The organism is Flavobacterium panici (genome assembly GCF_903819335.1).
GTDB classification, from domain to species: domain Bacteria; phylum Bacteroidota; class Bacteroidia; order Flavobacteriales; family Flavobacteriaceae; genus Flavobacterium; species Flavobacterium panici.
The window spans coordinates 164,665-191,294 of sequence record NZ_CAIJDE010000043.1; the positions used below are offsets into that span (position 1 = coordinate 164,665).

Genomic DNA, 26,630 nt, shown 5'->3' on the forward strand with positions numbered 1-26,630 from the left:
TACAATTGCTCGCTTTCTGTTAAAATATATAATCTGTACTCAAGAAATTAGAATCGTGATCTCTTACAATTGAGTTAAACAATTTCTTATTGGCATCTGTAGCTTTAGTGGCAACAAGTGAACGAATTGAAAACGAACGCAATGCATCAGATATGGATAAAGTTCCTTCTGCGCTGTCTTTTCTTCCGGTAAACGGGAAAACGTCCGGCCCGCGCTGCGACTGACAGTTGATATTTACTCGGCTAACCAAATTCACAAACGGATCAATTAAACTAGCTACTTCTCTCGGATCTTCGCTAAAAATACTCACCTGCATTCCGTGCGACGCATTGATTTGGTAATTAATTGGTTCATCGATAGAATCAAAAGGAACAACCGGAATAATTGGCCCAAATTGCTCTTCATGATACAATTTCATTTTATCGTTTACCGGATAAACTACAGATGGAAATACAAATGAATTATTGGTGTATCCTCCGTTTTCATTTATAATTTTTGCTCCATTTGCCAACGCATCATCCAGACAATTTTTAAGATAAGCTGGTTTATCAACTTCCGGAAGCGGTGTGATTTTTACATCTTTATCCCAAGGAAGTCCCGGTTTTAATGCTGCGACAGCTTCACTTAATTTTTGAACAAATTCATCGGCAACATCTTTCTGCACAAAAATTAATTTTAATGCCGTACAGCGTTGTCCGTTAAAAGATAAAGCGCCCAATAAACATTCATTTACAGCAACGTTTATGTCAGCGTGTTTCGTTACAATGGCAGCGTTTTTAGCATCAAGACTTAAAATAGAACGCAGTCTGTTGGCTTTTGGATGTAGTTTTTTTAATCCATTTGCAACATTACTTGAACCGATAAAAGCCAGTACATTCACTTTTCCGCTTTCCATTAATGGAGAAATAATCTCCGCTCCTCGTCCGTAAAGTGTATTTACCGTTCCCGGAGGAAATGCTTCTTTAAAGGCATTTAATAACGGATAATGTGCTAAAACACCATGTTTTGGTAATTTAAACAAAATGGTATTTCCCATTATTAAGGCCGGAATCAGTGTGGTAAAAATTTCATTTAAAGGATAATTAAATGGTCCCATACTCAAAACAACGCCCAGAGAAGAACGTCTGACTTGTGCCAAAACGCCTTCTGCTTCTTCAAATCTTGAAGATTGTCTGTCTAAATCTTTTAAGGCATCAATTGTAGCATTGATATATTCTACGGTTCTGTCAAACTCTTTGGTAGAATCAGGAAGGCTTTTTCCAATTTCCCACATCAAAAGTTTAATAACCAATTCACGCTGCTGAATCATTAAATACACAAATTTCTGCATACATTTAATTCTGTCTTCAACGCTCATTGTTGGCCAAACTCCTTGTCCGTCGTCGTAAGCTGCAACCGCTGCGTCTAGCGATTCTAATGCTTCTTTGGCAGAAGTATGCGGAATTGTTCCAACAAGTTTACGTTTAAGTCCGTCTGCTCCATTAACAAAAACGGGAGAAAAAACCTCCGTAACGTCTCCGTTCCAAGGAACTAATTTACCGTTTAAGAGATATTCTCTTTGATGGATTTCTGAAATCTGATATTCTTGGGGGATTAGATTTTCTTCTGTAAAAAGGCCGTCAATAGCCGTTAAGGATGCTTTTAAATTTTCCATATACAAATGTTTAATTGGTAATTAAAACTCTAATAAAATTCGTTTTTGATTTTAACTTATTTCCCTAACAAATTAAGGAATGTTAAGCAGAACTATGTTAAAATTCTGTTATCACTTTCAATTGATAAACAATCAATATACCTTTTTTGTAAAACCAAAGAATACAACACATTACAGCAATAGAAAAAATCTTATTTATTTTATTTCGCTAATTTGATATTGAAAATTATTGATATTTAAAAAATAGAACGGCGATTATGCTTCAATAAAAAATTGAATTTGTGTATATACTAATTTCGCTCTAAATTTGCCCATTCTAAATTTGGTACAAAAATTTAGTTTTAAACAAACGAATATGTGGACTACTTGCCCGGAATGCCAAGGTCGTGGTAAAAAAAGTCGAAGGCTTAGTAAAAAAGTACGGCTTAATTACCAAATAGCATTCGAAGAATTTGAAAAAACACAAGGCAATGGAACTCCTCCTGTTCGTCCTAAGGCTAACTTATACAAATGCCTTAACTGCAACGGATCTGGATTAATGGAATCTGCCAGTTTTCCTGAACCAGATACAGAAAATTTCCCTCACGTTGCTATTATTGGTGCCGGAATTGGCGGAACTGCACTTGCTGTTGCCTGTTTGCACCGAGGAATTCCTTTTACTATTTATGAGCGCGATAACAACTTTTCTGCCCGATCTCAGGGCTACGGACTTACTTTGCAGCAAGCGAGTAAAGCAATCGAAGGATTGGGTATTTTTTCCTTAAAAGACGGCGTAGTTTCTACACGACATTTGGTTCATACTCCCGAAGGAAAAGTGGTTGGCGAATGGGGAATTAGAAAATGGCTGCAGACTGATGGTAAAGTAGCTGCAAAACGTTCTAATGTCCATATCGCAAGACAATCACTTCGCTTAGAACTTCTCGAACAGCTTGGCGGAGATGATGTTGTACAATGGGGACATCAATTAGTTGATTTTAAAGAATGTGAAGATGAAAGTCTCGACATAAACTTTCTGGTAAATGGTGAAATAAAAAGCACAAAAGCCGATCTTATTGTGGGTGCCGATGGTATTCGCAGTTCGGTTCGAAAGCTTTTAATTGGGGACGATATTACGCCTTTACGTTATTTAGATTGTATTGTAATATTGGGCATTTGTCCGTTAAGTGCACTTGAAGGTGTTGATAGTTCTTTACTGGATTCTGCAACTGTATTTCAAACCGCAAATGGCAATGAACGAATTTATATCATGCCTTATACTTCAGATTCTGTGATGTGGCAATTGAGTTTTCCAATGTCTGAAGATGAAGCAAAATCTTTAAGTGCTTTAGGGCCTTCAGCTTTAAAAGAAGAAGCTTGCCGCAGAACACAATGGCACGATCCAATTCCGCAGATTTTAGAGGCAACTTTAGCCACTCAGATTTCGGGTTATCCTGTTTATGATCGTCAATTACTTGATTCTGAATTATTAGATAAAGGAGGCTCGTCAACATTAATTGGAGACGCTGCGCACCCAATGAGTCCGTTTAAAGGACAAGGTGCCAATCAAGCGCTTCTGGATGCATTGTCGCTCGCAAGGGCAATTGCAAAAGGATGTAAACCTTTATCGCAATGGAGAAAATCCGGAATCAGGAAAAGTGTATTAACAGAGTTTGAAGCCGAAATGTTAGAACGCAGCGCAGCCAAAGTAAGAGATTCTGCTGATGCTGCTCAGTTTTTGCATTCTGATATTGTGCTTCATGAAGGTGATGAACCAAGAGGTCGATGTTTGAAGAAAAAAGAAGCCTGACAAACTAACTGCAAATTACAACTTGCTGCTTCATAGTTAATTCCTACATTTTTTTCTTTATATTTGAGAGTCTTTTTCTGTTAATTCAGTCGTTTCATTATTTCTAAAAAACAGCTAATCGTATGGATACAGGTATTCTCTATCAAACTGAAGCGTGGGTAATTGCGCTATTGCTTTTTGTATTAATGCTTATTTCAAGTTTTATTGGGAAAGTAGCCGGAAATCATATTCGGAAGAAAAACCCTGAAGAAGAAAAAACGACAGAAACATCTTCACTTATTGCCTTGCTTTTTTTCTTACTGGCGTTTACATTTAGCATGAGCAGCGATCGTTACGATTCCCGAAGAAAAATTGTGGTTGAAGAATCCAATATCATTGGTACCGCTATATTGAGAAGTGATTTATATCCGGATTCAACACGTGCATTGTTTCGAAAAGATTTTAAGGATTATGTCGAAACAAGAATTTCATACTATAAAGTAGGTCCCGACACAAAAGGAATTTTAAAAGCTGATAGTTTATCACAGGTTATTTCTGCGAAATTATGGAAACGTGCGACCACTCTTTCAAAAGATCCGGCTAATCTTGCTGCGACACAGCAAATGATTCCAGCACTTAATGACTTAATTGATGTTACTACTTCCCGCCTATCGGGAGAAAAAACAAAAGTTCCCGAAAGCATTTTAGTTATGCTATTTTTTCTGTCTATGATAATTGCATTCTACAGTGGCTATTCTGAAGGGCTTAAAGGCAAAATTGACTGGTTAGTTCAAATTGGTTTTTGTCTTTTGGTTTCGCTAGTAATTTTATTTACACTCGATTTAGACAGACCACGCAGAGGTTTTGTAAATCTTGATGTTCCAAATCAAACTATAATTGATTTGAGGAAAAATTTTGAGTAATTATTCTAACAATTATCATCATTTTTTTGTCTTTTTCTGGTTACTTGGCAAGATAATTTTATATATCTTGCCATGACAAATCATGTGTTTTTCGACGCCTTTAGTTTAATTTGACCGGATATAGATTAAAAATGAATACGAATACAATTACCGCATCAAACCTTCAAACGAAACAACATTTTGAAATTCTCGACGGACTAAGAGGCATTGCTGCGATTGCGGTTGTGATTTTTCATTTTATGGAATGGGTTTTTACAGATCCTGCCCAAAATTTTATCGGACACGGATTTTTGGCGGTCGATTTTTTCTTCTGTCTTTCCGGATTTGTAATTGGTTATGCTTATGATGATCGTATAGCAAAAATAGGGCTTCGTAAGTTTTTTATTTCGAGAATTATTAGGCTTCATCCACTTGTAATTATAGGTTCTGTGTTAGGTTTACTGGCGTTTTTGTTTGATCCTTTTGGTGGTCATCCAGAATTGTACAGTACAGGTAAAATTGTTCTAACTTTTATCTGTTCTTTATTTCTTATTCCGTTGCCTGTTATTGCTGATCGTGGTTTTAATTTGTTCAGCTTTAATGCTCCGGCCTGGTCGCTCTTTTGGGAATATATTGCGAATATTGTGTATGCTTTTGTACTATGTCGCATTAGCCGATTTTACCTTCAAATTCTAACAATTCTGGCTGCTTTGGCTATTTGTTATGTAGCTTATAATTCAGATAATTTACTGGGAGGCTGGAGCGGTCCGACATTTTGGGACGGCTGTGCCCGAATCTCTTATTCTTTTTTAGCGGGTTTGCTTATTTATCGCTGCAACTGGGTTATTAAAAACAAACTCGGATTTATCAGTCTTACTATATTTTTGCTTATGGCTTTTTTAATGCCTTCTTCAGAATGGAACTGGCTGTCTGAACCTTTGGTAGTTTTGTTTTATTTTCCTTTGTTAATTGCTTTGGGCGCGGGTGCAGAACTAACACCAAACCTTAAAAAAATCTGCGTATTTTCCGGAAAGATTTCTTATCCGTTGTACATGACGCATTATGCCGCCTTGTGGATGTTTGGCAATTATTATACTTCTCATAAACCATATACTTTACAGCTAACTATTATTACTATTTCCGGAACAATTTTGCTGGTTGCATTTGCTTATTTGGTAATGGTATTTTATGATATTCCGCTTCGAAAATATTTGACTGAGAAATGGAATGGGAAAGCGGTTAAATAAGTTATTTTAAATATTAAAACTCAAATCAAATACTCAAATATGTATAAAAATACGCTGATTTTTTTCTTATCTGTTTTACTGTTTTATGCCTGCAATAAAGTTGAAAAAAAGCCAATCAAAAAAACTGCAATTGTGAGCGATACTTTATCCAAAAAAGATACTTTAACCGTTGCACACCCGCCGGCAGAAGTATATTTTGATCCTGTTAATACTGTGATCAAAGAAGAATTTAAAGACTCTTTGTCTGCAAAATTCTCAGATTTGTCAACTGATGATAAATTTATTATTACTGTTCCAAAGGGAAATATAAATGAGACAACATCAGTATTTCAAATTTTTAACAGCATTGGTGAATTGATATATGAAAAATCTTTTAAAACAAGATACATAGCAAATGGTTATCATTTGATATATATTAAAAATGATGAAGAAATGGAAAAGTACATTTTAACTACAGCTAAAGAAATGGTTGATCCAGATTCTCTTACCGATATATCTGATAAAAATGAAATAGGAAAAGATGATATTTTTGGTCAGCCAAAAGATGAGTTTATGAACTACGATGTCTTTATAGAATGCCAAAATGATAAAAGGCCTTTGTTCTCCATTTCGCTTTCAGAAGAAGATACAACTTATATTGGATATTCTAAAAAACTGAAAAAAGCAGTTGATATTATAGGCTGTTGTTAATCATCTTTTATAAAAACATTTCGAAATCTATTTAAAAATATCCAATGCAAAAAACAACTTTTATACTTTTTATAATTTCATTTTCCCTGTTCCTTTCTTGTCAGGAAAAAAGGAAAGAACACAAGAATATCCCGTTAAAAGAAATTGCAGAAGATAACTCAAAATTAGAATTAGAGATTAAAGAAGATAGTATCTATCCCGTCTATGATCTGGCAGATAATACTACAGCCATTGTTATTACCATGTTTGAATCTGACACCATATCCAAATACGAAGAAATTTACAGACGAATAAATGAAACCGATTCATTAGAAGCCGCTTTTTATGATCCTAAATCTGTAAAAAATAAAAAACTTGAATTTTATGATACTTTAGGAATTGTCAAGCTTATTAAAAGTAAAAACTTAGAAAAGGAGATTAAAAAAATCATCGAACCAAAATATTATGTTTACGGAACTAAAGGTTTTGCAGAAATGAAAGTTGATGAAATAATCTGCAGAATCGACGATTGCAGAGAAAATTTTATTGGTTTGACCATCAAGAATTTTGATACCGCTAAAAACGGCAAACCACTTTTATGTTCTAAAAAGCCATTAAACCTAAATTACGGAAAAGGCTATTTTCCCATTCAAAGAAAAATTCAAAAAATGGACGACAGTATCGTTTATAGATATAGTGATGAAGACAGCACCAAAGTAAAAGTGTTTGCTAATATTGGTCCTGCCTATTTTGTTTATAATGATGATTTTTTATGGGGAAAAACTTCCGCTAAATCGAAAACCAAATTTCCCGAAAGAAGAATCCTTATTCATCAAAAAAACGATAAATTTAAAACCATATATCTTGAAGGATTAGATTTGCATGGTTATCGCTGTGACTAAATCTAAAGCTACGGCAGCGATACATATTGTTTGTATTCTATTTTATTATCGCTGTTTTTATAAAAAACATAAGTGTCTTCGCCGCCTTGATAAAACAAGTTTATTTTTAATGTATCCTGCTCAATCCAGCTGTAGGTAACGTCTGCATCTGGAGCTTTCCATTCCTTATTTTTCTCTGGTAATTTTTTCAATAAATTCTTTTGCTCGTAATCTGGTGACTCTTTATAAAATATTTCATAAGCTCCGTCAAATGTGGTTTCGTTACATACACAGGTTTTATTTAAAGGATCATCGTATCTCGACATACCGTTGTCGTTTTCTTTGCATTTGAAAAGAACTTCGGTAGGTTTTTCAGTCTCCTCAACCTCAATAATACTGTCAGTATCTTTATTCTTTTTTAAAAGATTTTCAGAATTGTCCTTATTATCGCTTTTTACATTTAAAGATTTATTCTCCTCATATTGATGTTTGCAGCTTATTAATGTTAGTACAGTTATTAGCAGAAATAGTGCTTTTTTAATCATTTTTATTTTCAGTTTTATCTTCTAAAGTTACTTTTCCAAAATTTATTTTTTCCATCTCGTACATAAAAGGCATATGAGAACCTGCTACCCATTCTCCATTTCGAAAAATAAAAGATAAATGTCTTCTAATAGAGCTTTCAGGAGTAAAAATTTGAAGATTATCTTTTTCATTAGGCTCATAATCAAAATCGAAACAATTTTTACTGTTAAGATCAACAAGTATTCTTTCATTTGTCAAATCTTCCGTTAAAGCTTTCTCTGGCATATACCCCATTCCATCCATTGTAGTTTTACTCCAGCCCAAACATTTTTCTAACGTCCAGGTAAAATCGACACGTCTTTTTTGTCTGTTTTTTCGGGAATTCTTGTGGTGAATAATAGTATCCATTCCATTGGGAACGCAGGTACAAAGTTTGATTTCTTTTCCGCTTTGGCACATAGATTTTGATATTAAAAATCGTTATTCCTCTGATATATTTTGCAATATTTCTCGTATTGTTTTTAATGCTTCTGTTGAAGTTTCACGAATGATAATTTTATTTTTTTTCTCTTTAATAAGTTGAGTAAATAAATTGTCTTCGGTATTAATATCAACGATTGTTCCGCCATATTTCAATGTGGTTTCTGCAATTGCCATTGGCAGATTTGTTGCTCCAGAAGTGCCAACAATAAATAGAATTCCTGAGTTTTTAGCGATTTTTAAAGAGCTGAATTTTTTATTTGTTTTTTCATCATAATATTCATCAAACCATAAAATGTTTGGTCGCATCCAGCTGCCGCATTCTTTGCATTTCAATAATTCGATATCTTTTTCTGTCAGGTCTTCGTCTATGTCTTTGCCCTCAATTTCAGCTGGTAAATTTTCTATCTCTTTACATCCGTTAGAACATTTGATTTCTCTGGCTTTTCCGTGTATTTCATAGATTCTTTCCGTGCCGGCACGACGGTGTAAATTGTCTATATTTTGAGTTATTAAATGAAATCTGTCTTGCAAAAGGTTTTCAATTGCTACTATTTCATGGTGACTTTGATTTGTCTGGGCATTTTCAAACATCCTTTTTCTAAACAACGAATATTGCCAGACTTCTTCGGGATTTTCCTTGAAATATTTAAACGTTCCAAATTCTTCCGGTTTATGAAATTTTGTTCCTTTTATCCATATTCCGTCTACTCCTCTGTATGTTGGTATACCGCTTTCTGCAGAAATTCCTGCACCTGTTAAAAATGTAAATAGATTTCTGTTCTTTTTATGATAAACCTGCCTTATAATTTCGGTAAGCTGTTCTTTCATTTTTTAATTCTCTAAGTAATTATTTTACCTTTTTAAATGTTTTATCCTCCAAACCTAAATCTGACTTGAGTATTAATTCCTTAGGATTTTTAATTTCAAAAATTAACTCTCTGAAAATATCAATTTCTGTTATCTCCCATTTTTTATTCCCTTTTTTCAAAGCTTCTTTAGTCGATTTAATTGGCGGCAGAACGGGATTTTCTAAAATATCCGAAGCAGTTGCCCGAACATTTACTTGCAATGAATTCTCTCCAGCAGGTTCAACTTGTGCATTTGCAACAAAAAAACCAGGTCCATATCCTTCCCTCGCTTGATCAAATAAATCTGTATTACCGTAAAATAATCCAATTAATGTTTTCTCAACAATTTCTCCTTTTTCATTTGTTTCTTCCCATGCATATCCTTCAAAATCAGCAATACTTTTAATATCTGCAGTTTTCAAAACTAAAAGAAGGTTTTCTTTTGGATTATCTGGATCTTTAAATTCATATTCTCCTATAAAATCACTTAACTGATCATTATTGACAGATTGAACTTTATCGACAACTACTTTTGGAGTTATTTCTTTTGTTTCTTTTATTTCTTTCTTTGGCTCTTTACAGGCACATAATGAAAGAAATAGAAAGCAAATCATTATTCTAACTTTTATCATTCTTTATCCATTTTTATCCATTCATTAATAGTTCCTTCTCCGCCAATTCCTTTTATAAAAAAATTATCGTTTTCTCTTTTTATTAAATAGGTAGGATCTAATTTTAAACAGCGATCGTCTTCTCTATCATAATACAATTCTAAAACCGTATCATTTTGTATTCCTTTATACTCGCCTTCACAAACAAAATCTCCTCTAAAAGCTTCATATTTTAAATCAATTTTATTTTTTGTAATGGTAAAATAATAAGTCGTATGACCTTGTCCATCATTAGTATATTCTCCGTTGGCTTCGGCTTTAAATTTACCTTGAAATTCTTCTGCAATTGGTTTAATATCTTTTAATTTATGAGATAATAATACCTCTGTAAAAAGCGAAATCCCTTGATTTTTAATATTGCTGTTCAAAAGTCTTTTTATCAAAACCCATTTGTTATTTTCATATACATAAAAATAATTATATGCATCGTTTTTGAGTTTAAAATCGCCTAAATCACAATCAAAACATTCTGTAATTTCTTCTATAGGTAAAAGATTAACTAGAATGTAATAATCATTTGATTCCTGTTTTAAAACTTCATTTGCCTTATCACTTACTAGTTTGTTGTTTTTATTATTACCCTTAAATAGAGCAAAAAAACCAGTTGAGTTATCGGCATCCCAATAATCCCGGGTTAATCTTGATTTTCCGACATAGGTAACCGTAAATGACCCTAAATTTTCATCAAAAAAATAATAGGTAGGAAATGAAGGCGAACTGCCCTGGAATTCAAAACCATCAATTTTATATTTTTCATCCAAAAAATCGACAGGAGCTGTTGTATAATCTTTATATACCGTTGCAGAAATTTTAACCTCATCGCTTTTTTGAGTTTTTACAGCTGTTTTATTACGAACTTCTTTTGTTTCGTTTTTACAACTATTCAATAAAAATAAAAGAGCAAATAGCTTTATACAATACTTCATATTTAAAAATAAACTTTTTGAATTAATCACCTATTGAAGCAAACGCTGCAATTTCTTTTAAATCTATATAATACTCTCCTGCTATATCAGAACCTTCAAATTCTTCTATATAGATTTTTACAAAATATCTTTTTTTACCCTCTTTTTTTACAATTTTAAACTCTCTCAAATAATTAAAAAGTATTGCATGATCATTGTAGACAACAGGCTCAAAATTATTTAAGCTATATAATTGAATATTTACATTTTTCTCTAAATTCAGTTCGCCCTGATCAATCAAAATTGCTTGTTTCTTGTAGTCGAAATTATCAGAAGATTTTACAAAATTATCATTGCCAATTTTTGCAAATAAAAGATCTGTATTAAATAAATTCATTGCATAATTAAACTCCTCAGTTTCATAGTACTCTGATAATTTGCTGGAATTTTTAGAAACTTCGTAGGTTGATTTCTTATTATAACATTCCAGATAAGATTTATTTTGCTCTGTAAAAAAAGTACCTATCAGAAAATTGTTTCTGTCAATTGTAACGTATGAATAAAAATTTGGCCCGTCAGCATTATAATCTTCTTGGGTCATTTCTATGTCATGACTTTTATACGTTTCATAACTAGGTTTATAATAGGATACCTCTTTTATAAATCGTATTTTATTGTCTTTTTCAAAATAATGAACTGTATCATATTTCGTTGGAAAATTAAGGGTTTTGGCTTCTTTTAATCCCATTAAACAATAGCAGTCTTTTGTAAAATAACTGTTATCATTTTCTTTTTTAGAAAGTAATTCTAATGCTGAAGATGCTACATATAATTCTTGATTTTTATAGAGAATTTTAGAAACTCCTTTTTTACTGTCAAAAGAAATAACTTCAATTTTTGCAGCATAATTTAAATGATCTGTTTTTTGAGATAAATCATTATTAGCAAATAAATCTGTTCCTTCAAAATTTGCAACAATTCCCAGAGAAGTTTTAATGTGTTTTGCCTCGCTTTCTTTTTTACACGAAATCACAGCAATTGAAACAAGAAACAGGCAGAGTATTTTTTTTATCACGTTTTGTTTTTCAGTAAATCTAACAAATTTTATTTATCAATTAAAAGACATTTCATAGGATATTTTTTAATTCTGAAATAATTTTTATCTTGCCAATAACCTAAAACCTGATAACTAAATTGAGCACCATTAAAACCAAACTAGCCATAATTCTTTTATCTTCTATCATACTTTATTCTTGCAAAAAAGAAGACAAAATTCCGAATCAAAAAGTAAACGAGGAAAACACATTACCAAAGATTAAAGAAGATAACGACGAAACAGTAAGAACGGTAACTTTATTTTCTTTTAACAATGAGAATAATACTGAAGTAATTAAAATATCGGGCAGCGATGCTGGCGATGAAGATGATTTTTATCTTGGCGGTGCAAAAAATATAATAATAGCTTCAAAGTATAAAAAAAATCTTGAATTGCTTAAAAGTGACACTTTGGTAATAAGTGACTATAATCATATCGTAATCGACCCAAAACATACGTTAAGAAAAAAAATTCAAGGTGTAGATTATTTTCTATTTGCTGTAAAAGAATCTCCTTTAGGCAACGGTGATCCTGGAATATACCTAAGTTTTATTATGCTAAATATAAATAATCTAAAGTTTTATACCTTAAAATATGATGGTGAATATAGTTTAAGATCCGGAGAGTTTGTTGATGGTGAATTTACAAAAGATAAAACTCTGGAAGCAAACACTGCAGTCTACAACGAATTATATCAATTTGGTGCTAAAAGTAAATGGATTTATAAGCCAACTGAACAAGAAAAAGATATCAATTATTATAAGAACTTTGAACAAAAATGGGATGAAGACAATTATCCTGAAGGAAAAGAAAGTTCTTATCCAACTATTGTAAAAAGTACTTATTATAGTGAAAATTTATTTGAATTTAATGGAGAATATGATAAAGATCGAGTAATTGAAAATGAAGATTTTAAGATTGTTTCTTATTTTCGAAACAACATTATAGGTTATGATAAAAACAAAAAATTATATTTTCCAATTGCTGTAGAATCTTGTCATGTAGGATGTGATAAGGAAATAAAATTTATATCTGAAAATGAGATTAAAATTTCACACGAAACGGATTCTGAACGACCTGATTTTATTAATTTAAGTAAAATTGAATTCGCAAACGAAGAGCTTTAATAGTATTTCAAATACTGCTTATTGATTGAAATAGTACGATAAAAAAACATCTGACACTAAATTACTTTAATGCCAGATGTTCGCGTACAAATCAACCTAATTAAAATCTTTATTTTACCAAATAGGAAACTTTATCTGCTTCGCAAAGCCTGAAATAACCAAAGGCATAATTATTAGCATCTGTAGTGTTTACAATATTTCCGCGGATATTTCCGGGAGGAATTGAAAACGGACTTCCGCCATATATTTCTAAAAGTAAGTTCATATAATTATAGAAGTTTTTAGAAATACCACGATTTGTAATATCAACCGTATTTCCTGCTTTCATATCTTCATGATTGAACCTGTTACTTATTTCATTTCCGTTAAAGAAATCATCATCTGTAAGGTCATATTCCGGATAAATCAGGAAACTGCTTTTAAAATCTGAAAGATAATAATTCACCTGATCGGCAGGGTCTTTATAATAAAAAGTCAGTTCTATAACATCCTCTCCTCCAAAATCAGGAACAACTGCCTGCTCTACTCTATCAATTGGCGTTACAGATGTCAGCTTTTCAGTAGCGGTAAGACTCTGACCTTCTGCTTGTACGTAAAGCGTATAATCTGCATTTAAAACAGGAACAAAATTAGTACACTTATAAACACCCGGTTCTGTTTCATTAAAAGTAAAAACCGTTCCCGTACTGTTTTCAACTCTTACCTGCGCTCCCGAAACTTTTGGTGTTGTGTTATTATAATACGGAGCTGTTTTACTGATTTTTATGGTTTGTTCGTTACCAGCAGTTCCTTTAAACCATAAAATCTCAGCATCGACTACTATTCTTGTCTGTCCGGTTTCTAAATCAAGATTGACTACATCTTCACAAGATGATAAAAACAGCACACAAAACAAGCTGAATAAAACTAGTGCTTTACTTTTAAAATTATATTTATTAATCCTTTGCATACTCATTAAAATTTAAAATTATAAGAAATTCCAGGTACCACTCCAAAAATTGAAAGTCTTCTGGTTTCATTCGCTCCTGTGTCTTCATTTGTTGCAAACGTCATAGAAGCTGCATTTTTTCTGTTGTAAACATTATAAAGACTGAATACCCAATAGCTCTGCCATCCTTTCTTTTTATCCGGTTTTGGCGTGTAAGTCGCAGCCAAATCTAAATGGTGAAAAAGCGGCAGTCTGTTTTCATTACGAAGTGAAAAGTTTGGTATATTGATTCCGCCAAATTCATAATAACCATTTGCATAAGTTACCGGCTGACCAGACTGCAAAGTGAAATTAGCATTAAATGACCATTTTGGATTGTATTCATAACTTCCTACAATGTTCAAATTATGCAGTTTATCATATCCAGATAAATACCAGTCACCATTTGCAATTCCAGGTTCATCAGGAGTTCTTCCCGGTGTTTTTTGTTCTGCTCTTGATAAAGTGTAGGAAACCCATCCTGTAAAATTTCCTGTATTTTTTCTAAATGATAATTCCATACCATACGATCTGGCTTTACCATTTAAGATAACCTGTTCGATATTGTTATTGGCCACTATATCGGCACCATCAATATAATCAATACGGTTTTGTATTTTCTTATAAAATAATTCTCCTTCAAAAGAATAATCGCCGTCTTTAAAATTCCTGAAATATCCGGCCGCATATTGATCCAGTAATTGTGGTTTTGTAAACGGACCGCTTGGCGTCCAGATACTTGTAGGCAATGGCGATTGTGTATTAGATAAAATATGAATATACTGCGCCATTCTGTTGTAACTTGCTTTTACAGAAGCATCATCACTAAAAGCATACGATAACGCCACACGTGGTTCAAGGTTATCAAAACTGCTTATTTTATCTCCTTTTCCGTATGATATAGATCCTGTTGGAGTACCTTCTTCATAAATATGATATAACGGATTAAATACTACTGCTTTTCCATCTGCATAAGTATTGATCGTTTCATCACCTAAACGATAAAACAAACTGTAACGAAGTCCGTAACGAAGGTTTAATTTTGGCGTAATTTGATTTTCAAAATCCAAATAAGCAGATGTTTCTAACGAATATTTCTTATCCAGCTGTTTGTAATTAAAGTCCGAATCTAAACTTGTAGGCTGAACTGTTCCTGGATTAAAATTATAATACTGACCATCGATTCCGTAGTTTAATTTAAACTTATCAGTTACAACATGATTAAAACCATATTTAAGTCCGTACGTTCGAATGTTATTATTCCAGTCAAAATCTTCCTGCTGTAAACCAAGGTTAAATTTATAATCGCTGTAAAAAACAGCTAAATTAGTATTCAGGTTTTCAGAAAATTTATGTTTCCAGCTTAAAATTCCCATTGTGTTTCCGTAAGTACTGGAAAAACGATCGTTTATATCAAAAACATCATTTCCAAAATATCCGGAAAAAGCAAGTGTATTATTAGCGCCCAATCTATAATTGAACTTCGCATTGATATCATAAAACATAGCCGAATTATTATTATCTGCCAGTTTTAAAAATAAATGTGCATAAGAGGCACGACCTGCAATAAGAAACGAACCCACATCTTTTTGTATTGGTCCCTGCACTAAAAGTCGGCTTGAGATTAAACCAATTCCTCCGTTAACTTTGTAATTTTCAAAATCTCCGGTTTGCTGCGTTACGTCCAAAACAGAAGAAACACGTCCGCCAAATTTAGACGGAATTCCACCTTTATATAAATCTAATCCGTTTACAACATCAGCATTAAAAATAGAGAAAAATCCAAACATGTGTGAGTCACCGTATACCGGCGCACCATCCAGCAGAATTAAATTTTGATCTGCAGCACCACCACGCACGTTAAAACCAGAAGAAGCTTCTCCAGCATTTGTAACTCCGGGTAATGTTAACAGCGATTTTAAAGGATCGGGTTCTCCCATTGCAACAGGAATTCGCTTAATTTCTGCCATCGAAAGTTTGTTGACACTCATTTGAGTATTCCTTACATCAACAGCTTTACTATTGGTTACAATTACCTGCTCTAACTGCTGACTGTCAGATTCCATGTTGAATTTTATTCTTTCATCACCATCAACTGCAATCTGTCTTTCTTTGTTTTTCAAGCCTACATAACTTACAACAAGATTGTAAATACCTTTGTCCACATCTATGCTAAAGGTTCCATTAATATCTGTTGTAACACCCGTAGAAAGTTCTATGATGAAAACATTCGCTCCTATTACGGGCTCTTTGTTTTCATCAAGAACCTGTCCTGTCAGTTTATTTTTTTTTTTAGCCGTTTTTACAGCTTTTTGTTTTACAAAAATATTACTGCCTACAATCGAAAATTGAATCGATGTGTTTTTATTTAATTCATTAACAAGCTGTTTGATATCGATATTAGTATACACGTTTTTTTGCGTAAAATATCTTTGGCTGGTATTAATTTGATCTGTAAAGGCAAATTTAAAATCAGATTGATTTTCAATTTGTTTAAAGAATTCCTTTAATGTTACCGTTTGATCTACAGTTACCGTGACGTTTTGGGAAAAAACTCCCCAACTGAATAAAAAAAAGCACGCTGAAATTATATGCTTCATGAAATTTTGTATTTTTGAATTATTAAATGGAATAGTTTTATACTATCCTGACTATAGGAAGGATGTTTTTAGTTTCGCGGCTAGTGCATCCTTTTCTTTTCTATTGAAGAGTAACTTGTTTTAATTTTTCATTTACTTCATAGTTTAGGTTATACATTTCTGATATTAATTGGATAATCGTATTTAAATCTTCTTTTTTATTGATGCGTACCGTGATTCGCTGGTTTTGATATTCCTGCGGCATAATTACTTTATAACCGTAATTTGTTTCGATATAAGTGCTTAGATCTGTTAGCTTTTGATTGTCAAAATCTATAAATCTGTTGAATTCTGTAACCGATGGAGTTTGGTTTCCGTATGTGAATTTTTCGCCCGGTTTTAAAATCCATTTTTCATTACGGTCTTTTACATTCATCTGAACACTTCCTTCATAAAGTTCAACCGTTACCCCTTTTTTCACATATCCTTTTACTGTAAAAGAAGTTCCTAAAACTGTAGTGGTTGTTTCGTTGCAAAATACCTGAAACGGATGTTTTTTATCCTTGGTTACTTTAAAATAAACTTCTCCCGAAACTTCTACTTTTCTGTTTGCTGCAAAATTACTGGCATAAGAAATTTTAGAATTCGGACTCAACTCTACTCTTGAACTATCTGGTAAAACAGCCGTTTTTATTATCGAAGTTGTATTTTCAATTACATTTTCGGTAAGTTGAATATTATTCGTTATAGGATTACTTCCGTTAAAATAAAGTCCGGTTCCTATAAGAACAAAAATTAAAACAGCCGCCGCTGCCGCAAAATAACGCCAGGAATTATTCTTTTTCTTTTTTGGAGAAAATGCCTTTGCCTGGAATTGTTCCCAAGACATCTCTTTTTCATTATCAGAATGTGAAACAGGGACTTCGTCCCATATTTTTTTCAATTCCTCTTCTATTTTCTTTTCGTCCATGTCTTTATTGCGTTAAAGTTTTTGACAATAAAATCCTTGTTTATTAAAAACACCATACACCATTTCTTTAATCTCTCTGTTCGTTTCGATTTTTAGAATATGATTACTATCATCTACCACAAAATCCATTGAACAGTCAGAAATAATAAAACGAAGAAGCACTACAATAAAGCTTGCATCTTCCTTGGTTTTAACATCAGTTTTATAAGATTCAATATGCATTTTTTGTTTCTGTTTATTAGTATAACAAACGAGAACAAAAAAGTTCCTAATGGTTTTCGATTTTTTTTCGAATAAATTTACTGGCGAGGTAAATATGATTGGCAATTGTTTTTTCAGAAAGGTCTGTCATTGCCGCAATCTCCTTATAGCTAAGGTTTTCCAGTTTGTGTAAAGTAAATATTTTTTGCTGCTGCTCCGGAAGTAAATTTATAAAAGCATACAGTTTTTCTTTTCTTTCTTCAAAAATCACATCATCATAATCTTCATTTTCGATTTCAAAATTTGAAGTATCGAGCTGAATTATTTTATTTTCCCTGTTAACATGATTGATGATAATATTTTTGCAGATAACAAAGAGCTGTTTATCAAACAAAACATCTTCATTAAGTAATTCTCTTTTATTATAAAGTCTTAAAAAAGTTTCCTGTACAAAATCCTGCGGAGTAAGAACCGTAAAATTAAAACGTCTGGCAATACCAATAAGTTTATCGTAGTAATTTAGGTAAGCTTCTTTGAAGGAAGCCTCATTACCTTTTTTTAAACTTAATATAAACTTTTTATTGTCCATAACGTAAATATGATCCTTAGTCTTAACTCCATGTTCAAAATAATATTGTACACGAATTTTTTCTGCAAAGACTGTATTCCTTATTTTATTACTGCAAAGAACAGAAATTTATTCTAAAATTATTTAACAGAAAAAATATAGTTTTAAACAAGAGGTTATGAAATTGGATATTTTCTGTTAAATTATACTTAAACAAGCGCAAACCGTATTTCAATCCGGTATTTCAATTATTTTTAAACCGTAATGAAATTCGGTATTTTAGTATTTTAATTATTTTAAACTGGATTGAAATCCAGCCCTACAATATGATCCGTTCCTTCGGAACTCATATAGATGCGGTTAAATTTTTAACGGATTGAAATTCATTTTTACGATATAATTTATTTGTTCGGAATTTAAAAAAGAACCGGAGGTTCGATTTATATTGTAGGGCCGGATTTCAATCCGGTTTACGAATCCATATTATAAATCCAGAATTGTCAGGCTGAGCGAAGTCGAAGCCCCGCCCACCTAAAATATGAAAACCCGACAGGTTTTTAAAACCTGTCGGGTTTATTTTTGAATTAATAATTTAGTGATTTAGTGATAAATATTTACCTCATAAAAGGATAATCTGTATAACCTCTAGCTGTGCCGCCGCCAAATAAAGTATGAGTATCTGAAATTTCATTTAGCCTGAAGTTTTCTTTTACTTTAGCAGGATAATCGGGATTGGTTAAAAATTTTCTGCCAAAGCCAACTAAATCGACCAGATTTTCTTCAAGTAATTTCTCTGCTTCTTCGGGAGTTTTATTTCCTGTCGCAATAATGGTCTTTTTAAATGTATCTCTGAGTTCGATTCTAAAATCAAGCGGAATTTGAGGCGCATCATCCCAGTCGGCCTCGCAAAGATGAATATAAGCAACATCCAGTTTGTTTAATTCAGCCGCAGCAATCATTATCGTTTGCAGAATTTCAGGATCATTCATATCTTTAAAACTGATAAACGGAGATAATCTTATTCCTGTTTTTTCTTTCCCTATGGCATTCGCAACTTCTTTTGAAATTTCAATTAGTAACCGAATTCTGTTTTCCTGTGTTCCGCCATATTCATCCGTTCTTTTATTGCTGTTGCTTCGCAAAAACTGATCGATCAAATAACCATTTGCGCCGTGAATTTCAACTCCGTCAAAACCGGCTTCAATGGCATTTTTAGCTCCTTGCACAAATTCTTGAATTACAGTATCGATATCGGCTTTATCCATTGCTCTGGGTTCTTCTACCGGAACAAAAGTCGCATCTCCGTTTACAGCGCCATCAAATACATAAACGCTGGTATTTTGAGCTATTAATGCCGAAGGCGCAATAGGCTGTAATCCGTTGACTTTTGAACTGCTTACTCTGCCAACATGCCATAACTGAAGAAATATTTTACTTCCGTTTTGATGTACGGCATTTGTTATTAATTTCCAGCCTTCTATTTGCTGTTTACTGTAAATTCCGGGCGTATTCGCATAGCCTTTTCCTTGTAATGAAACCTGAGTGGCTTCTGTAATTATGATACCGGCTGTACTTCGCTGTGCGTAATATTCGGCCATTAAAGCATTTGGAATGTCGCCTGGCTGTGAAGCTCTTGAACGCGTCATGGGAGCCATTAAAAAACGGTTTGCTAATTGATTTCCGCTTAATTCATACGGTTCAAATAATTTATGATAATTCATAGCTTTTCATGATTTTTAATTTTACAACCTATATTCGTAAACTGGATTGAAATCCAGCCCTACAATATGATCCGTTCCTTCGGAACTCATATGGATGGCGGTTAAATTTTTAACGGATTTCAATCCGGTTTACGCATAATTTATACAACCCGATTTTCAATTTGGTTTATTTTAGATTTGTAACGCCGAATTTCAATCCGGCATTACAAATCATCCAATTCATTTTAATTACATTTTTTTTTAACCTAAAAATTCAGCTGCATTGTGATTCCGGCGAAAAAAATATCTTTTCCCGTTCCCGAAGCTTTTATATAATCTCCCGCATTAAACCACGTCGATTCAAAACGAAAATAAAGATATGGATTTGGCTGCCAAATCACCTCAGTTTCAAGCTGGTTTCCAATTTTCTTGCTTGTCGTTGTGTCTCCTGGATAAATCAAAAAAGTATTTGGCCCATAAATTCCGTCATTGCTGCTGTATCTCCAAAACATATCATAATCGATCACCCAGTCAATATTTTTACTCAGTTCTAAACTTATTCCGGGGTGAAAATCCAGAAGATTTGACGGCCCAATTATAGAGGCTAAACCGAAATATCCACCACGCGGAAAAAGCGGATTAAATGTCTGTAATTGATTATCTCCCATTTGTTTATCACCGCTTATCGCTTCGGCCTTAAAACTCAGTTCAGGATGAAATTTTATTTCATTAAAACGATATCCCAAATTGATTGAAGCTGTCCATGCGCTGATATCTTTTGAAGCAAAATCACCAAACTGATATAAAGCTTCTCCGTCATAACGCCAGTTTTCGGTTTTTCCCCAAATTCGGGTTCCTACAGAATGTCGTTCTTCTTTTCCTGCGCCGTCATTAAATGTGGCTTTTGTTCTTTCATATCCAAAATAATAAACATCAATATTTTTGATAATTGGAACTTTATTAATTACAAAATAACTGCCCCAAAACTGCCTTTCGGGAGTAGAATTATCATCAAAAATTCCGTCGTGCGCCACAACAAAATGACTGTAGAAAAAATCAGCCGAAACATTATCTTTTGAAGTTATCAATTTTACAGCATCAAAAGACTGGCGGTTATTTGGCCCGTCCCGCATAGCAACCAAACGCTGTGATCCGTACGTGAGTTCCTGCCTTCCCGCTCTTAAAATAAGCTTGTGATTTTTTTCGTTTATGAAATTAAAATCGGCGAAAGCCTGATGCACTTCAAGCGGATTTTGATCAACCGGACTTGGGTCAATTCTGCTGTCGGCTAAACTGCTTTGTGTCTGTACAAAAGCCCTGAAAAAATTTCCCGCATGAAAATCTGCATGAAACAAATACCGTGATAAAACATAACCGTCGCTGTCTTGCGGGCCGTCTCCCCAATTTTCATTTTCGGCATAGAAATATTGATATCTAATGCTTCCGCCAAAACTGATATAATTTTCCTTAGATGCTGAAAGCGGCAGAAACTTCATTGTTTTATACCAATTATCAGTTGTTGTATCGCTTTTTAGGAAACTATAATTTTCATCATATCGAAGCGATTTAAAATCAGGATACTGTTGTCCAAAACAGGACAATGAAATCAACAAAATCACTATTAAAATTGTATTTTTCATTGTCCTTATTTTTAAACATTTAGAAATCTTAAACAACATTATTTTGTGCTATTTTGTTTGATATCCTTATACGCATTCGGAATGTTGAAATTGAAATGAAGCCAGTTAAAAAGTTCATAACCTTTATCAAATTCTTTCATTTTAACAGCGGTTTTAGTTTCTTCTAAAGTCAGACCTTTTTTAACCGCATTTTCAACATTTGTTTTTAATGCTTCAACATAATCAATCGTGTATTTTATTCCGGCTTTATTGGTAATTCTGCCGTGTCCCGGAACTACAATATCTTTGTCGCCAATCATATTATAAATCTTGTTCAGGTTGTTTACAGGTTCCAGAAAATAACCGTCAAACAACCACGGAATTGTCGGACTTTCGGCAATAAATGGATTTCCTGCCCAAAGTACATTTCCCGTCGGTGATTTTAAATACACAAAAAGATCTGCCGGAGACTGCGCCGTTCCCACATTTATAATCTCAACAATGTTTCCTTTTCCCATATCAATCTTTAGGTTTTGATTGATGGCGATTGTAATATCTGCCGGACGATAAACACTTTCTTCAATTCCTCTGCCTTTACCAAAAAGCATAATCATAAATTGTTTGATATTCTCGTAATTTTTAGAAAGGTTTTCTTTGCAGAATTCGTTCTGAATGATAATGGTTTCTTTTGGAAGCAAATAATTTCCAAAACAATGATCACCATGATCGCTGGTATTTACGGCATAAACAATAGGTTTATCAGTAACAGATCTGATTAGTTTATACAACTGATCGTACAATCTTTTGCTCAGCAAAGTTTCAATTACCAAAACTCCTTTTTCACCCACAATAAAACCTGCCGATGTTGCTTGTGCAATACCTTTTGTTGTTTCGGCTTCAACCGTTTCCGGCGCAACTGAATAAACATTTTCGGCAATTTTATGAAGTTTTAAAGTTACCGTATTCGCATCCCAGATAGGAACATGATCCGGCATAGGAAATTGTGCGTAAGCTGCTGTATTACTTAGAATAAGCAATACTAGGATTGCAAATCTTAAAATGATTTTTTTAGTTTTCATTATCGATGGTTTATAGAAAATAGCTTAGAATCTTCAATTATTGAGTTGAAGTTATTTTGCAGTAAAAAAGGCTAAAAGATCTTTTTGAACCTGCGCGGTATTTTCCTGAACCAGCCAGTGTCCTGAACCTGCAATTTTAGATTCGGTTACGTTTTCTGCCACCAGTTTAGAATGGTCTTTTAAAAATGCTGCTGCAAAATATTCGCCGCCCATTGCTAATAAAGGCATTTTTAGTTTTGTTTTGGCAAAAACCAAATTGTCTTTTCCGTCCTGTGAGAAATTTCCAAACCATTTAAAACTTGATTTTGCACCATCTTTTACGGCATAAGCCCTAACAAATTCTGCCGTTTCTTCTGGAGTAAAAGGATCTTTTACGTGTCCAACCATTGGCCAGAAATTAGTCAAAAACTCTTTTTCTTTTCCTTTCACAATATCTCCAGAAGCTGGCCATGCAAAGAATCCAAACCACCATGCAGAAGCAGAAACCTGTGACCAAACTGGCTCAATTCCCGGAAGCAAAGCATCCATTAAGGCGAGTTTTTTCACTTCAGAACCGTATTGCGCCGCATAAGCATACGCTACCATAAGTCCAATATCGTGACCTGCCAGATTGATATTATTATAACCTAGTTTTTTTACTAATTCATGAATGTCGGTCGCCATTGTTTTTTTGTCGTAACCGCCTTCTGGTTTATCAGACTCGCCTACTCCTCTTAAATCTGGTGCGATTACGGTAAAATGTTTCGAAAGCTCCGGTAATAAACGATTCCACATATACCAGTTTTGTCCAAAACCGTGAACAAGTACAAGCGGCTCCCCTTTTCCGCCTATAACGTAGTGAATGTTGACACCATTTACTAAAGCAGTTTGGTGTTTAAAATTAGCCGGTGGATTGGCGGGTTTTACCGCAGCGGTATCTTCTGCTATTGTAGTTTCTTCGGCTGCTTTTGCCGGTTCTTCTTTTTTATTACAAGAGGTTAGAGAAAATAAACTGATGATTAAAAGGCCTGTAAACATTTTTAAAGACCCGAAATTTTGGTTAAAAATTGGTTTCATAATTTTTTTAAAATTAATTGTTGGTAATTTTTTTAGATTTTCGATTATCGAATACCAACCGGGAAACCAAAATGATGCCTTTAAACGAAAAGCTTTATTCTAAAGACTTTACAAATATTACTAAATGCAATTAATAACCATATATCGCTATCAGAGGTAAAAGTGGCGATATAACACTAAATTAGATTTTAGATTTTAGATTTTAGATTTTAGATTTTTGACTTTAGATTTTAGATTTAGCTTTGCTTTAAATTAACAAGCATAAAAAAAACCGCATTAAAGCGGTTTTGATTTTTAGATTATAAAAGTATTTGCTTTTACAAAATTGATTTATTTTTTAGGTGCATTTGCATCACTTGGCTGCGGGTCACTTGGTTCGTTTCCTTCGTTAGCTCGTGTTGTGCCTTTTGTTCCAGTATTTAATGATGTACTGTCCCCTGCTTTTATAGCATCAGAATCTGTTCTCATGGCAGTTCCTGAAGAAGAACTGGTTTTACAAGAAACTGATAGTGCTATTAAAGCAATACATACCAGTAGTTTGGAGTTTAATATCGTTTTCATAATTAATTTTTTTAAGTTTATAATAAAGCTTATCAAATTTAATTATTAGGTATTTTATTATGTTTCAATATTTTAACTATTTGTTACACAATTAAATATGGGCAATTTAAATAATTCTTATTCTATCGGCGAAGTCAAAATGATATTTCTTTCGTCTAAAAGCGGCACAATCTGCCCTAAAACTAAATCCTGAAAATGTGCTGTGTTTCGGTGTTCTGTTACGGCATCTGCGTTTGTATATCCTTCAAACAATACGATTGTATTTAAATCCGTAATGCTTTGGTGAATGTTGTAAAACAGATTACCGCTTTCCTGAATGCTTTTTTCCTGAACCGTTTTCAATAACTGCAAAACGTTTTCAATTTGACCTTCTTTAACTTTCCATGTTGCGAAAACATGAATTGGATTTTGATTTTTCATTTTTGTTTTCTTTTGATGAGATAATTGATTTTAAAATCATATTGACCTCTGCCTGATTTTGGAAGAGGTCAATACAATCAGCATATTATTTTTTAGGAGCTTCTAAAATAGCAATCATTTTTTCTGCTACTCCTTTTGCAGATGCAGGATTTTGACCTGTAACCAAATTTCCGTCGGCAATACTGTGGGCTGACCAAACTGCTGCTGCGTGAAATTTTGCTCCTTGTTTTGTCAACGCAGATTCTAATAAAAATGGCACATCGGCAATCGCGTACCCTTTTTCTTCTTCATCTGTAAATGAAGTAATGTTTTTTCCATTTACCAAATATGATCCGTCGCTTAATTTTACGTTTAGTAAAGATACAGGACCGTGACAGACAGCACCAACAACTGCATTGCGTTCGTAAGTTTCTTTAATTACTTTTTTAAGAAGCGCATTTTCAGGCATATCAACCATTGGAGCTAATCCGCCGGGAACAAAAACGGCATCGTAAGTACTTACATCAACATTTGATAACTTTACTGCTTTTTGCATGGTTTCCCATCCTTTCCCGGTTAAAAAGGCAAGGTTGTCTGGATCTCCAGCCAAATTAAGAGCGTCTAAATACGGAGTGTCTCCGGTTAAGCTTGCAAAATCAATTTGATAATTAGCTCTGTCAAATTCAGCATAAGGATGTGCTACTTCAGGAAGAAAACTTCCTGTTCTTCTGTTGTTTGGACCAATTGTATTTGCATTTGATACAATAATTAAAATTCTCTTTTTCATTTTAGCTTCTTTTTTGTGGTTTGTTTTTTCTTCCGATACTTTGTTTTCTTTTTTAGTTTGTGCACTAACTGCAAAAAAGGAAAGTGCCATTGTCAAAATCATAATTTTTTTCATCTGTATTATTTTTTAATTGGTTATGAATTATTTACAAGACAAATTTATATAGGCATGCCTCCTGAATGCGAGGAGGCAAGTCACAAAAAAAGTGTGACGAAAATCACACTTTGATAGGTTTTAATGATGCTATTTATTGCCGGAGTAAAGCCTGCTAAGGGTTTCACGGCTTACACCTAAATATTCTGCAATATATTTTTTGGGAATCTTCTGCATTAAATTGGGATAGAGATTGGCAAATTCTTTATATCGCTGCTCCGGTTTGTTAGAAAGTAAGGAGATTATTCGCTGCTGAAGCGCAATATATCCCTTGGTTAGTTTTACCCTGAAAAAGTGTTCCATTTTGTGCAATGCAATCGAAAGTTTTTCTCTTCCTTCGAGCGTTAAACACAAAACTTCTCCCGCTTCCATACATACAACATACATGTTTGCGGGCTTTTGGTTGAAATAGGAAATATAATCAGACATCCACCAGTTTTCGGTTGCAAACTGTACGATATGTTCTTTCCCGTCATCATCAAGATAAAAAACCCTGAAAATTCCGCTTACAATAATGTATTCGTACTTTGCTTCGTCGCCCTGACTAATCAAATATTGATTTTTTAAAACCTTTCGTATGGTGAAAAATGGTTTTATCGATTCAAATTCTTCATCAGTAACCGGGATAATTTCTTCAATATGCTTTCGTAGTTTTTCCATAATTCAGTTTTGCAAATCAAAGATAAAAGATTTATTGCTTTTCGTTATTACTGCTTTACAACCTTCAATGATAATTAAGTAATTGTTTGCTAAAATCGTATAATAAAATAGGCTGACTATGTGAGTACTTTTGAAATAGCGTGAAACTTAAATCAAGGTTTCGCTGCTGACTTAATTTTAAAAACATTCTATATGACAGCAGATAATAATAGATATTACGATCAGGATGATAGTAATTTCACAAACGACAATCAGAGCTATGTTGATCAATATCAGCAAGAACACATTGGGGATCAAAATAATTTTGAACACACTTATTCTTTAAACGAAGATCAGAATTATCTGGATAATGAATTTTCGAATGCACTTGAAAGAGATGACGATGAAGATTTAGAACAAGATATTGACGAAAGTGAATTAGAAGAAGATGATTTTGATGAAGAAGATGATCTTGATGAAAATGATCTTGACGATGATTTAGTAGAAGATTATGATGAAAATGACCGCGAGCCGGAAACTTTTGCCGACGATGGGTATAAAATTGATTAATCTGAACCT

The 26,630-nt window shown here is 33.3% G+C and carries 27 protein-coding genes; 7 read left to right on the plus strand and 20 right to left on the minus strand.

The annotated features are described in order from the left end of the window. Nucleotides 1-19: 19 nt before the first annotated feature. Nucleotides 20-1,654, minus strand: a complete 1,635-nt coding sequence (locus FLAPXU55_RS11965) for an NADP-dependent glyceraldehyde-3-phosphate dehydrogenase (protein ID WP_180857850.1) — start codon at nucleotides 1,652-1,654, stop codon at nucleotides 20-22. 355 nt (nucleotides 1,655-2,009) lie between these two features. On the opposite strand from FLAPXU55_RS11965, the gene FLAPXU55_RS11970 reads away from it, so the two are divergent. The 5 genes from FLAPXU55_RS11970 to FLAPXU55_RS11990 all read left to right on the plus strand — a co-directional run bounded on the left by FLAPXU55_RS11970 (nucleotide 2,010) and on the right by FLAPXU55_RS11990 (nucleotide 7,139). Next, a complete protein-coding gene (locus FLAPXU55_RS11970; RefSeq protein WP_180857851.1) occupies nucleotides 2,010-3,440 on the plus strand; it encodes an FAD-dependent oxidoreductase in 1,431 nt (476 codons plus the stop codon). A gap of 122 nt (nucleotides 3,441-3,562) precedes the next feature. After that, nucleotides 3,563-4,342, plus strand: coding sequence for a bestrophin-like domain (locus tag FLAPXU55_RS11975; RefSeq protein WP_180857852.1), 780 nt, complete (start codon nucleotides 3,563-3,565; stop codon nucleotides 4,340-4,342). A 131-nt stretch (nucleotides 4,343-4,473) separates the two neighbouring features. Continuing rightward, nucleotides 4,474-5,568, plus strand: coding sequence for an acyltransferase family protein (locus FLAPXU55_RS11980; protein WP_180857853.1), 1,095 nt, complete (start codon nucleotides 4,474-4,476; stop codon nucleotides 5,566-5,568). Between the two features lie 39 nt (nucleotides 5,569-5,607). Beyond that, nucleotides 5,608-6,258, plus strand: a complete 651-nt coding sequence (locus FLAPXU55_RS11985) for a hypothetical protein (RefSeq protein WP_180857854.1) — start codon at nucleotides 5,608-5,610, stop codon at nucleotides 6,256-6,258. 44 nt (nucleotides 6,259-6,302) lie between these two features. Beyond that, on the plus strand, nucleotides 6,303-7,139 hold the full coding sequence (locus FLAPXU55_RS11990) for a hypothetical protein (RefSeq protein WP_180857855.1): 837 nt from the start codon (nucleotides 6,303-6,305) through the stop codon (nucleotides 7,137-7,139). A gap of 8 nt (nucleotides 7,140-7,147) precedes the next feature. Here the strand turns inward: FLAPXU55_RS11990 and FLAPXU55_RS11995 are convergent, their stop codons facing one another. Genes FLAPXU55_RS11995 through FLAPXU55_RS12020 form a run of 6 tightly spaced genes read right to left on the minus strand, consistent with a single transcriptional unit; the run spans nucleotide 7,148 to nucleotide 11,625 of the window. After that, complete coding sequence (locus FLAPXU55_RS11995; RefSeq protein WP_180857856.1) at nucleotides 7,148-7,663, minus strand: hypothetical protein; 516 nt, start codon at nucleotides 7,661-7,663, stop codon at nucleotides 7,148-7,150. After that, a complete protein-coding gene (locus tag FLAPXU55_RS12000; protein ID WP_180857857.1) occupies nucleotides 7,656-8,102 on the minus strand; it encodes a hypothetical protein in 447 nt (148 codons plus the stop codon). The genes FLAPXU55_RS11995 and FLAPXU55_RS12000 overlap by 8 nt, the downstream gene beginning before the upstream one ends. A 21-nt stretch (nucleotides 8,103-8,123) precedes the next feature. Beyond that, a complete protein-coding gene (locus tag FLAPXU55_RS12005; RefSeq protein ID WP_053470369.1) occupies nucleotides 8,124-8,954 on the minus strand; it encodes an SIR2 family NAD-dependent protein deacylase in 831 nt (276 codons plus the stop codon). A 19-nt stretch (nucleotides 8,955-8,973) separates the two neighbouring features. Continuing rightward, nucleotides 8,974-9,606: a hypothetical protein gene (locus FLAPXU55_RS12010; protein WP_180857858.1), complete on the minus strand. Its 633-nt coding sequence runs from the start codon at nucleotides 9,604-9,606 to the stop codon at nucleotides 8,974-8,976. Beyond that, complete coding sequence (locus FLAPXU55_RS12015; RefSeq protein ID WP_180857859.1) at nucleotides 9,603-10,571, minus strand: hypothetical protein; 969 nt, start codon at nucleotides 10,569-10,571, stop codon at nucleotides 9,603-9,605. The genes FLAPXU55_RS12010 and FLAPXU55_RS12015 overlap by 4 nt, the downstream gene beginning before the upstream one ends. Nucleotides 10,572-10,593: 22 nt before the next feature. Then, complete coding sequence (locus FLAPXU55_RS12020; protein ID WP_180857860.1) at nucleotides 10,594-11,625, minus strand: hypothetical protein; 1,032 nt, start codon at nucleotides 11,623-11,625, stop codon at nucleotides 10,594-10,596. A gap of 119 nt (nucleotides 11,626-11,744) precedes the next feature. On the opposite strand from FLAPXU55_RS12020, the gene FLAPXU55_RS12025 reads away from it, so the two are divergent. Then, nucleotides 11,745-12,773 (plus strand): hypothetical protein, encoded by a 1,029-nt coding sequence (locus FLAPXU55_RS12025; RefSeq protein ID WP_180857861.1) that lies wholly within the window; start codon nucleotides 11,745-11,747, stop codon nucleotides 12,771-12,773. Between the two features lie 109 nt (nucleotides 12,774-12,882). Here FLAPXU55_RS12025 and FLAPXU55_RS12030 read toward each other — a convergent pair whose 3' ends face one another. The 13 genes from FLAPXU55_RS12030 to FLAPXU55_RS12090 all read right to left on the minus strand — a co-directional run bounded on the left by FLAPXU55_RS12030 (nucleotide 12,883) and on the right by FLAPXU55_RS12090 (nucleotide 26,072). After that, nucleotides 12,883-13,722, minus strand: a complete 840-nt coding sequence (locus tag FLAPXU55_RS12030; RefSeq protein ID WP_180857862.1) for a DUF4249 domain-containing protein — start codon at nucleotides 13,720-13,722, stop codon at nucleotides 12,883-12,885. A gap of 5 nt (nucleotides 13,723-13,727) precedes the next feature. Continuing rightward, entirely contained in the window at nucleotides 13,728-16,340 is a 2,613-nt protein-coding gene (locus tag FLAPXU55_RS12035; RefSeq protein WP_180857863.1) for a TonB-dependent receptor, read from the minus strand. A gap of 100 nt (nucleotides 16,341-16,440) precedes the next feature. After that, the gene (locus FLAPXU55_RS12040) at nucleotides 16,441-17,289 is read right to left on the minus strand and encodes a FecR family protein (RefSeq protein WP_180857864.1); all 849 of its coding nucleotides are present in this window, start codon (nucleotides 17,287-17,289) and stop codon (nucleotides 16,441-16,443) included. 12 nt (nucleotides 17,290-17,301) lie between these two features. After that, nucleotides 17,302-17,511, minus strand: coding sequence for a hypothetical protein (locus tag FLAPXU55_RS12045; protein ID WP_053470363.1), 210 nt, complete (start codon nucleotides 17,509-17,511; stop codon nucleotides 17,302-17,304). A 46-nt stretch (nucleotides 17,512-17,557) separates the two neighbouring features. Then, nucleotides 17,558-18,079 (minus strand): RNA polymerase sigma factor, encoded by a 522-nt coding sequence (locus tag FLAPXU55_RS12050; RefSeq protein ID WP_180857865.1) that lies wholly within the window; start codon nucleotides 18,077-18,079, stop codon nucleotides 17,558-17,560. A 593-nt stretch (nucleotides 18,080-18,672) separates the two neighbouring features. Further along, a complete protein-coding gene (locus tag FLAPXU55_RS12055; protein ID WP_180857866.1) occupies nucleotides 18,673-19,779 on the minus strand; it encodes an alkene reductase in 1,107 nt (368 codons plus the stop codon). Nucleotides 19,780-20,024: 245 nt separating this feature from the next. Further along, complete coding sequence (locus FLAPXU55_RS12060) at nucleotides 20,025-21,398, minus strand: alginate export family protein (RefSeq protein WP_180857867.1); 1,374 nt, start codon at nucleotides 21,396-21,398, stop codon at nucleotides 20,025-20,027. A gap of 38 nt (nucleotides 21,399-21,436) precedes the next feature. Next, a complete protein-coding gene (locus tag FLAPXU55_RS12065) occupies nucleotides 21,437-22,456 on the minus strand; it encodes an MBL fold metallo-hydrolase (RefSeq protein WP_180857868.1) in 1,020 nt (339 codons plus the stop codon). A gap of 51 nt (nucleotides 22,457-22,507) precedes the next feature. After that, nucleotides 22,508-23,473, minus strand: coding sequence for an alpha/beta fold hydrolase (locus FLAPXU55_RS12070; protein WP_180857969.1), 966 nt, complete (start codon nucleotides 23,471-23,473; stop codon nucleotides 22,508-22,510). Nucleotides 23,474-23,842: 369 nt separating this feature from the next. Then, nucleotides 23,843-24,073, minus strand: coding sequence for a hypothetical protein (locus tag FLAPXU55_RS12075; RefSeq protein WP_123924577.1), 231 nt, complete (start codon nucleotides 24,071-24,073; stop codon nucleotides 23,843-23,845). A gap of 117 nt (nucleotides 24,074-24,190) precedes the next feature. Then, complete coding sequence (locus FLAPXU55_RS12080; RefSeq protein ID WP_180857869.1) at nucleotides 24,191-24,493, minus strand: putative quinol monooxygenase; 303 nt, start codon at nucleotides 24,491-24,493, stop codon at nucleotides 24,191-24,193. 85 nt (nucleotides 24,494-24,578) lie between these two features. Beyond that, the gene (locus tag FLAPXU55_RS12085; RefSeq protein ID WP_219637259.1) at nucleotides 24,579-25,373 is read right to left on the minus strand and encodes a type 1 glutamine amidotransferase domain-containing protein; all 795 of its coding nucleotides are present in this window, start codon (nucleotides 25,371-25,373) and stop codon (nucleotides 24,579-24,581) included. 129 nt (nucleotides 25,374-25,502) lie between these two features. Further along, complete coding sequence (locus FLAPXU55_RS12090) at nucleotides 25,503-26,072, minus strand: Crp/Fnr family transcriptional regulator (protein WP_053470356.1); 570 nt, start codon at nucleotides 26,070-26,072, stop codon at nucleotides 25,503-25,505. Between the two features lie 192 nt (nucleotides 26,073-26,264). On the opposite strand from FLAPXU55_RS12090, the gene FLAPXU55_RS12095 reads away from it, so the two are divergent. Next, a complete protein-coding gene (locus FLAPXU55_RS12095; protein ID WP_180857870.1) occupies nucleotides 26,265-26,621 on the plus strand; it encodes a hypothetical protein in 357 nt (118 codons plus the stop codon). The last annotated feature ends 9 nt before the right edge of the window (nucleotides 26,622-26,630 follow it).

Coding starts and splice junctions, on each gene's coding strand:
- FLAPXU55_RS12015 (WP_180857859.1), bottom strand. CDS start 10,571: ATGAAGTATTGTATAAAGCTATTTGCTCTTTTATTTTTATTGAATAGT.
- FLAPXU55_RS12030 (WP_180857862.1), bottom strand. CDS start 13,722: ATGCAAAGGATTAATAAATATAATTTTAAAAGTAAAGCACTAGTTTTA.
- FLAPXU55_RS12045 (WP_053470363.1), bottom strand. CDS start 17,511: ATGCATATTGAATCTTATAAAACTGATGTTAAAACCAAGGAAGATGCA.
- FLAPXU55_RS12080 (WP_180857869.1), bottom strand. CDS start 24,493: ATGAAAAATCAAAATCCAATTCATGTTTTCGCAACATGGAAAGTTAAA.
- FLAPXU55_RS12035 (WP_180857863.1), bottom strand. CDS start 16,340: ATGAAGCATATAATTTCAGCGTGCTTTTTTTTATTCAGTTGGGGAGTT.
- FLAPXU55_RS12055 (WP_180857866.1), bottom strand. CDS start 19,779: ATGAATTATCATAAATTATTTGAACCGTATGAATTAAGCGGAAATCAA.
- FLAPXU55_RS12090 (WP_053470356.1), bottom strand. CDS start 26,072: ATGGAAAAACTACGAAAGCATATTGAAGAAATTATCCCGGTTACTGAT.
- FLAPXU55_RS11985 (WP_180857854.1), top strand. CDS start 5,608: ATGTATAAAAATACGCTGATTTTTTTCTTATCTGTTTTACTGTTTTAT.
- FLAPXU55_RS11965 (WP_180857850.1), bottom strand. CDS start 1,654: ATGGAAAATTTAAAAGCATCCTTAACGGCTATTGACGGCCTTTTTACA.
- FLAPXU55_RS12095 (WP_180857870.1), top strand. CDS start 26,265: ATGACAGCAGATAATAATAGATATTACGATCAGGATGATAGTAATTTC.
- FLAPXU55_RS11990 (WP_180857855.1), top strand. CDS start 6,303: ATGCAAAAAACAACTTTTATACTTTTTATAATTTCATTTTCCCTGTTC.
- FLAPXU55_RS12065 (WP_180857868.1), bottom strand. CDS start 22,456: ATGAAAACTAAAAAAATCATTTTAAGATTTGCAATCCTAGTATTGCTT.
- FLAPXU55_RS12005 (WP_053470369.1), bottom strand. CDS start 8,954: ATGAAAGAACAGCTTACCGAAATTATAAGGCAGGTTTATCATAAAAAG.
- FLAPXU55_RS11970 (WP_180857851.1), top strand. CDS start 2,010: ATGTGGACTACTTGCCCGGAATGCCAAGGTCGTGGTAAAAAAAGTCGA.
- FLAPXU55_RS11975 (WP_180857852.1), top strand. CDS start 3,563: ATGGATACAGGTATTCTCTATCAAACTGAAGCGTGGGTAATTGCGCTA.
- FLAPXU55_RS12040 (WP_180857864.1), bottom strand. CDS start 17,289: ATGGACGAAAAGAAAATAGAAGAGGAATTGAAAAAAATATGGGACGAA.
- FLAPXU55_RS11995 (WP_180857856.1), bottom strand. CDS start 7,663: ATGATTAAAAAAGCACTATTTCTGCTAATAACTGTACTAACATTAATA.
- FLAPXU55_RS12050 (WP_180857865.1), bottom strand. CDS start 18,079: ATGGACAATAAAAAGTTTATATTAAGTTTAAAAAAAGGTAATGAGGCT.
- FLAPXU55_RS12070 (WP_180857969.1), bottom strand. CDS start 23,473: ATGTTTACAGGCCTTTTAATCATCAGTTTATTTTCTCTAACCTCTTGT.
- FLAPXU55_RS12060 (WP_180857867.1), bottom strand. CDS start 21,398: ATGAAAAATACAATTTTAATAGTGATTTTGTTGATTTCATTGTCCTGT.
- FLAPXU55_RS12085 (WP_219637259.1), bottom strand. CDS start 25,373: ATGAAAAAAATTATGATTTTGACAATGGCACTTTCCTTTTTTGCAGTT.
- FLAPXU55_RS12075 (WP_123924577.1), bottom strand. CDS start 24,073: ATGAAAACGATATTAAACTCCAAACTACTGGTATGTATTGCTTTAATA.
- FLAPXU55_RS12000 (WP_180857857.1), bottom strand. CDS start 8,102: ATGTGCCAAAGCGGAAAAGAAATCAAACTTTGTACCTGCGTTCCCAAT.
- FLAPXU55_RS11980 (WP_180857853.1), top strand. CDS start 4,474: ATGAATACGAATACAATTACCGCATCAAACCTTCAAACGAAACAACAT.
- FLAPXU55_RS12010 (WP_180857858.1), bottom strand. CDS start 9,606: ATGATAAAAGTTAGAATAATGATTTGCTTTCTATTTCTTTCATTATGT.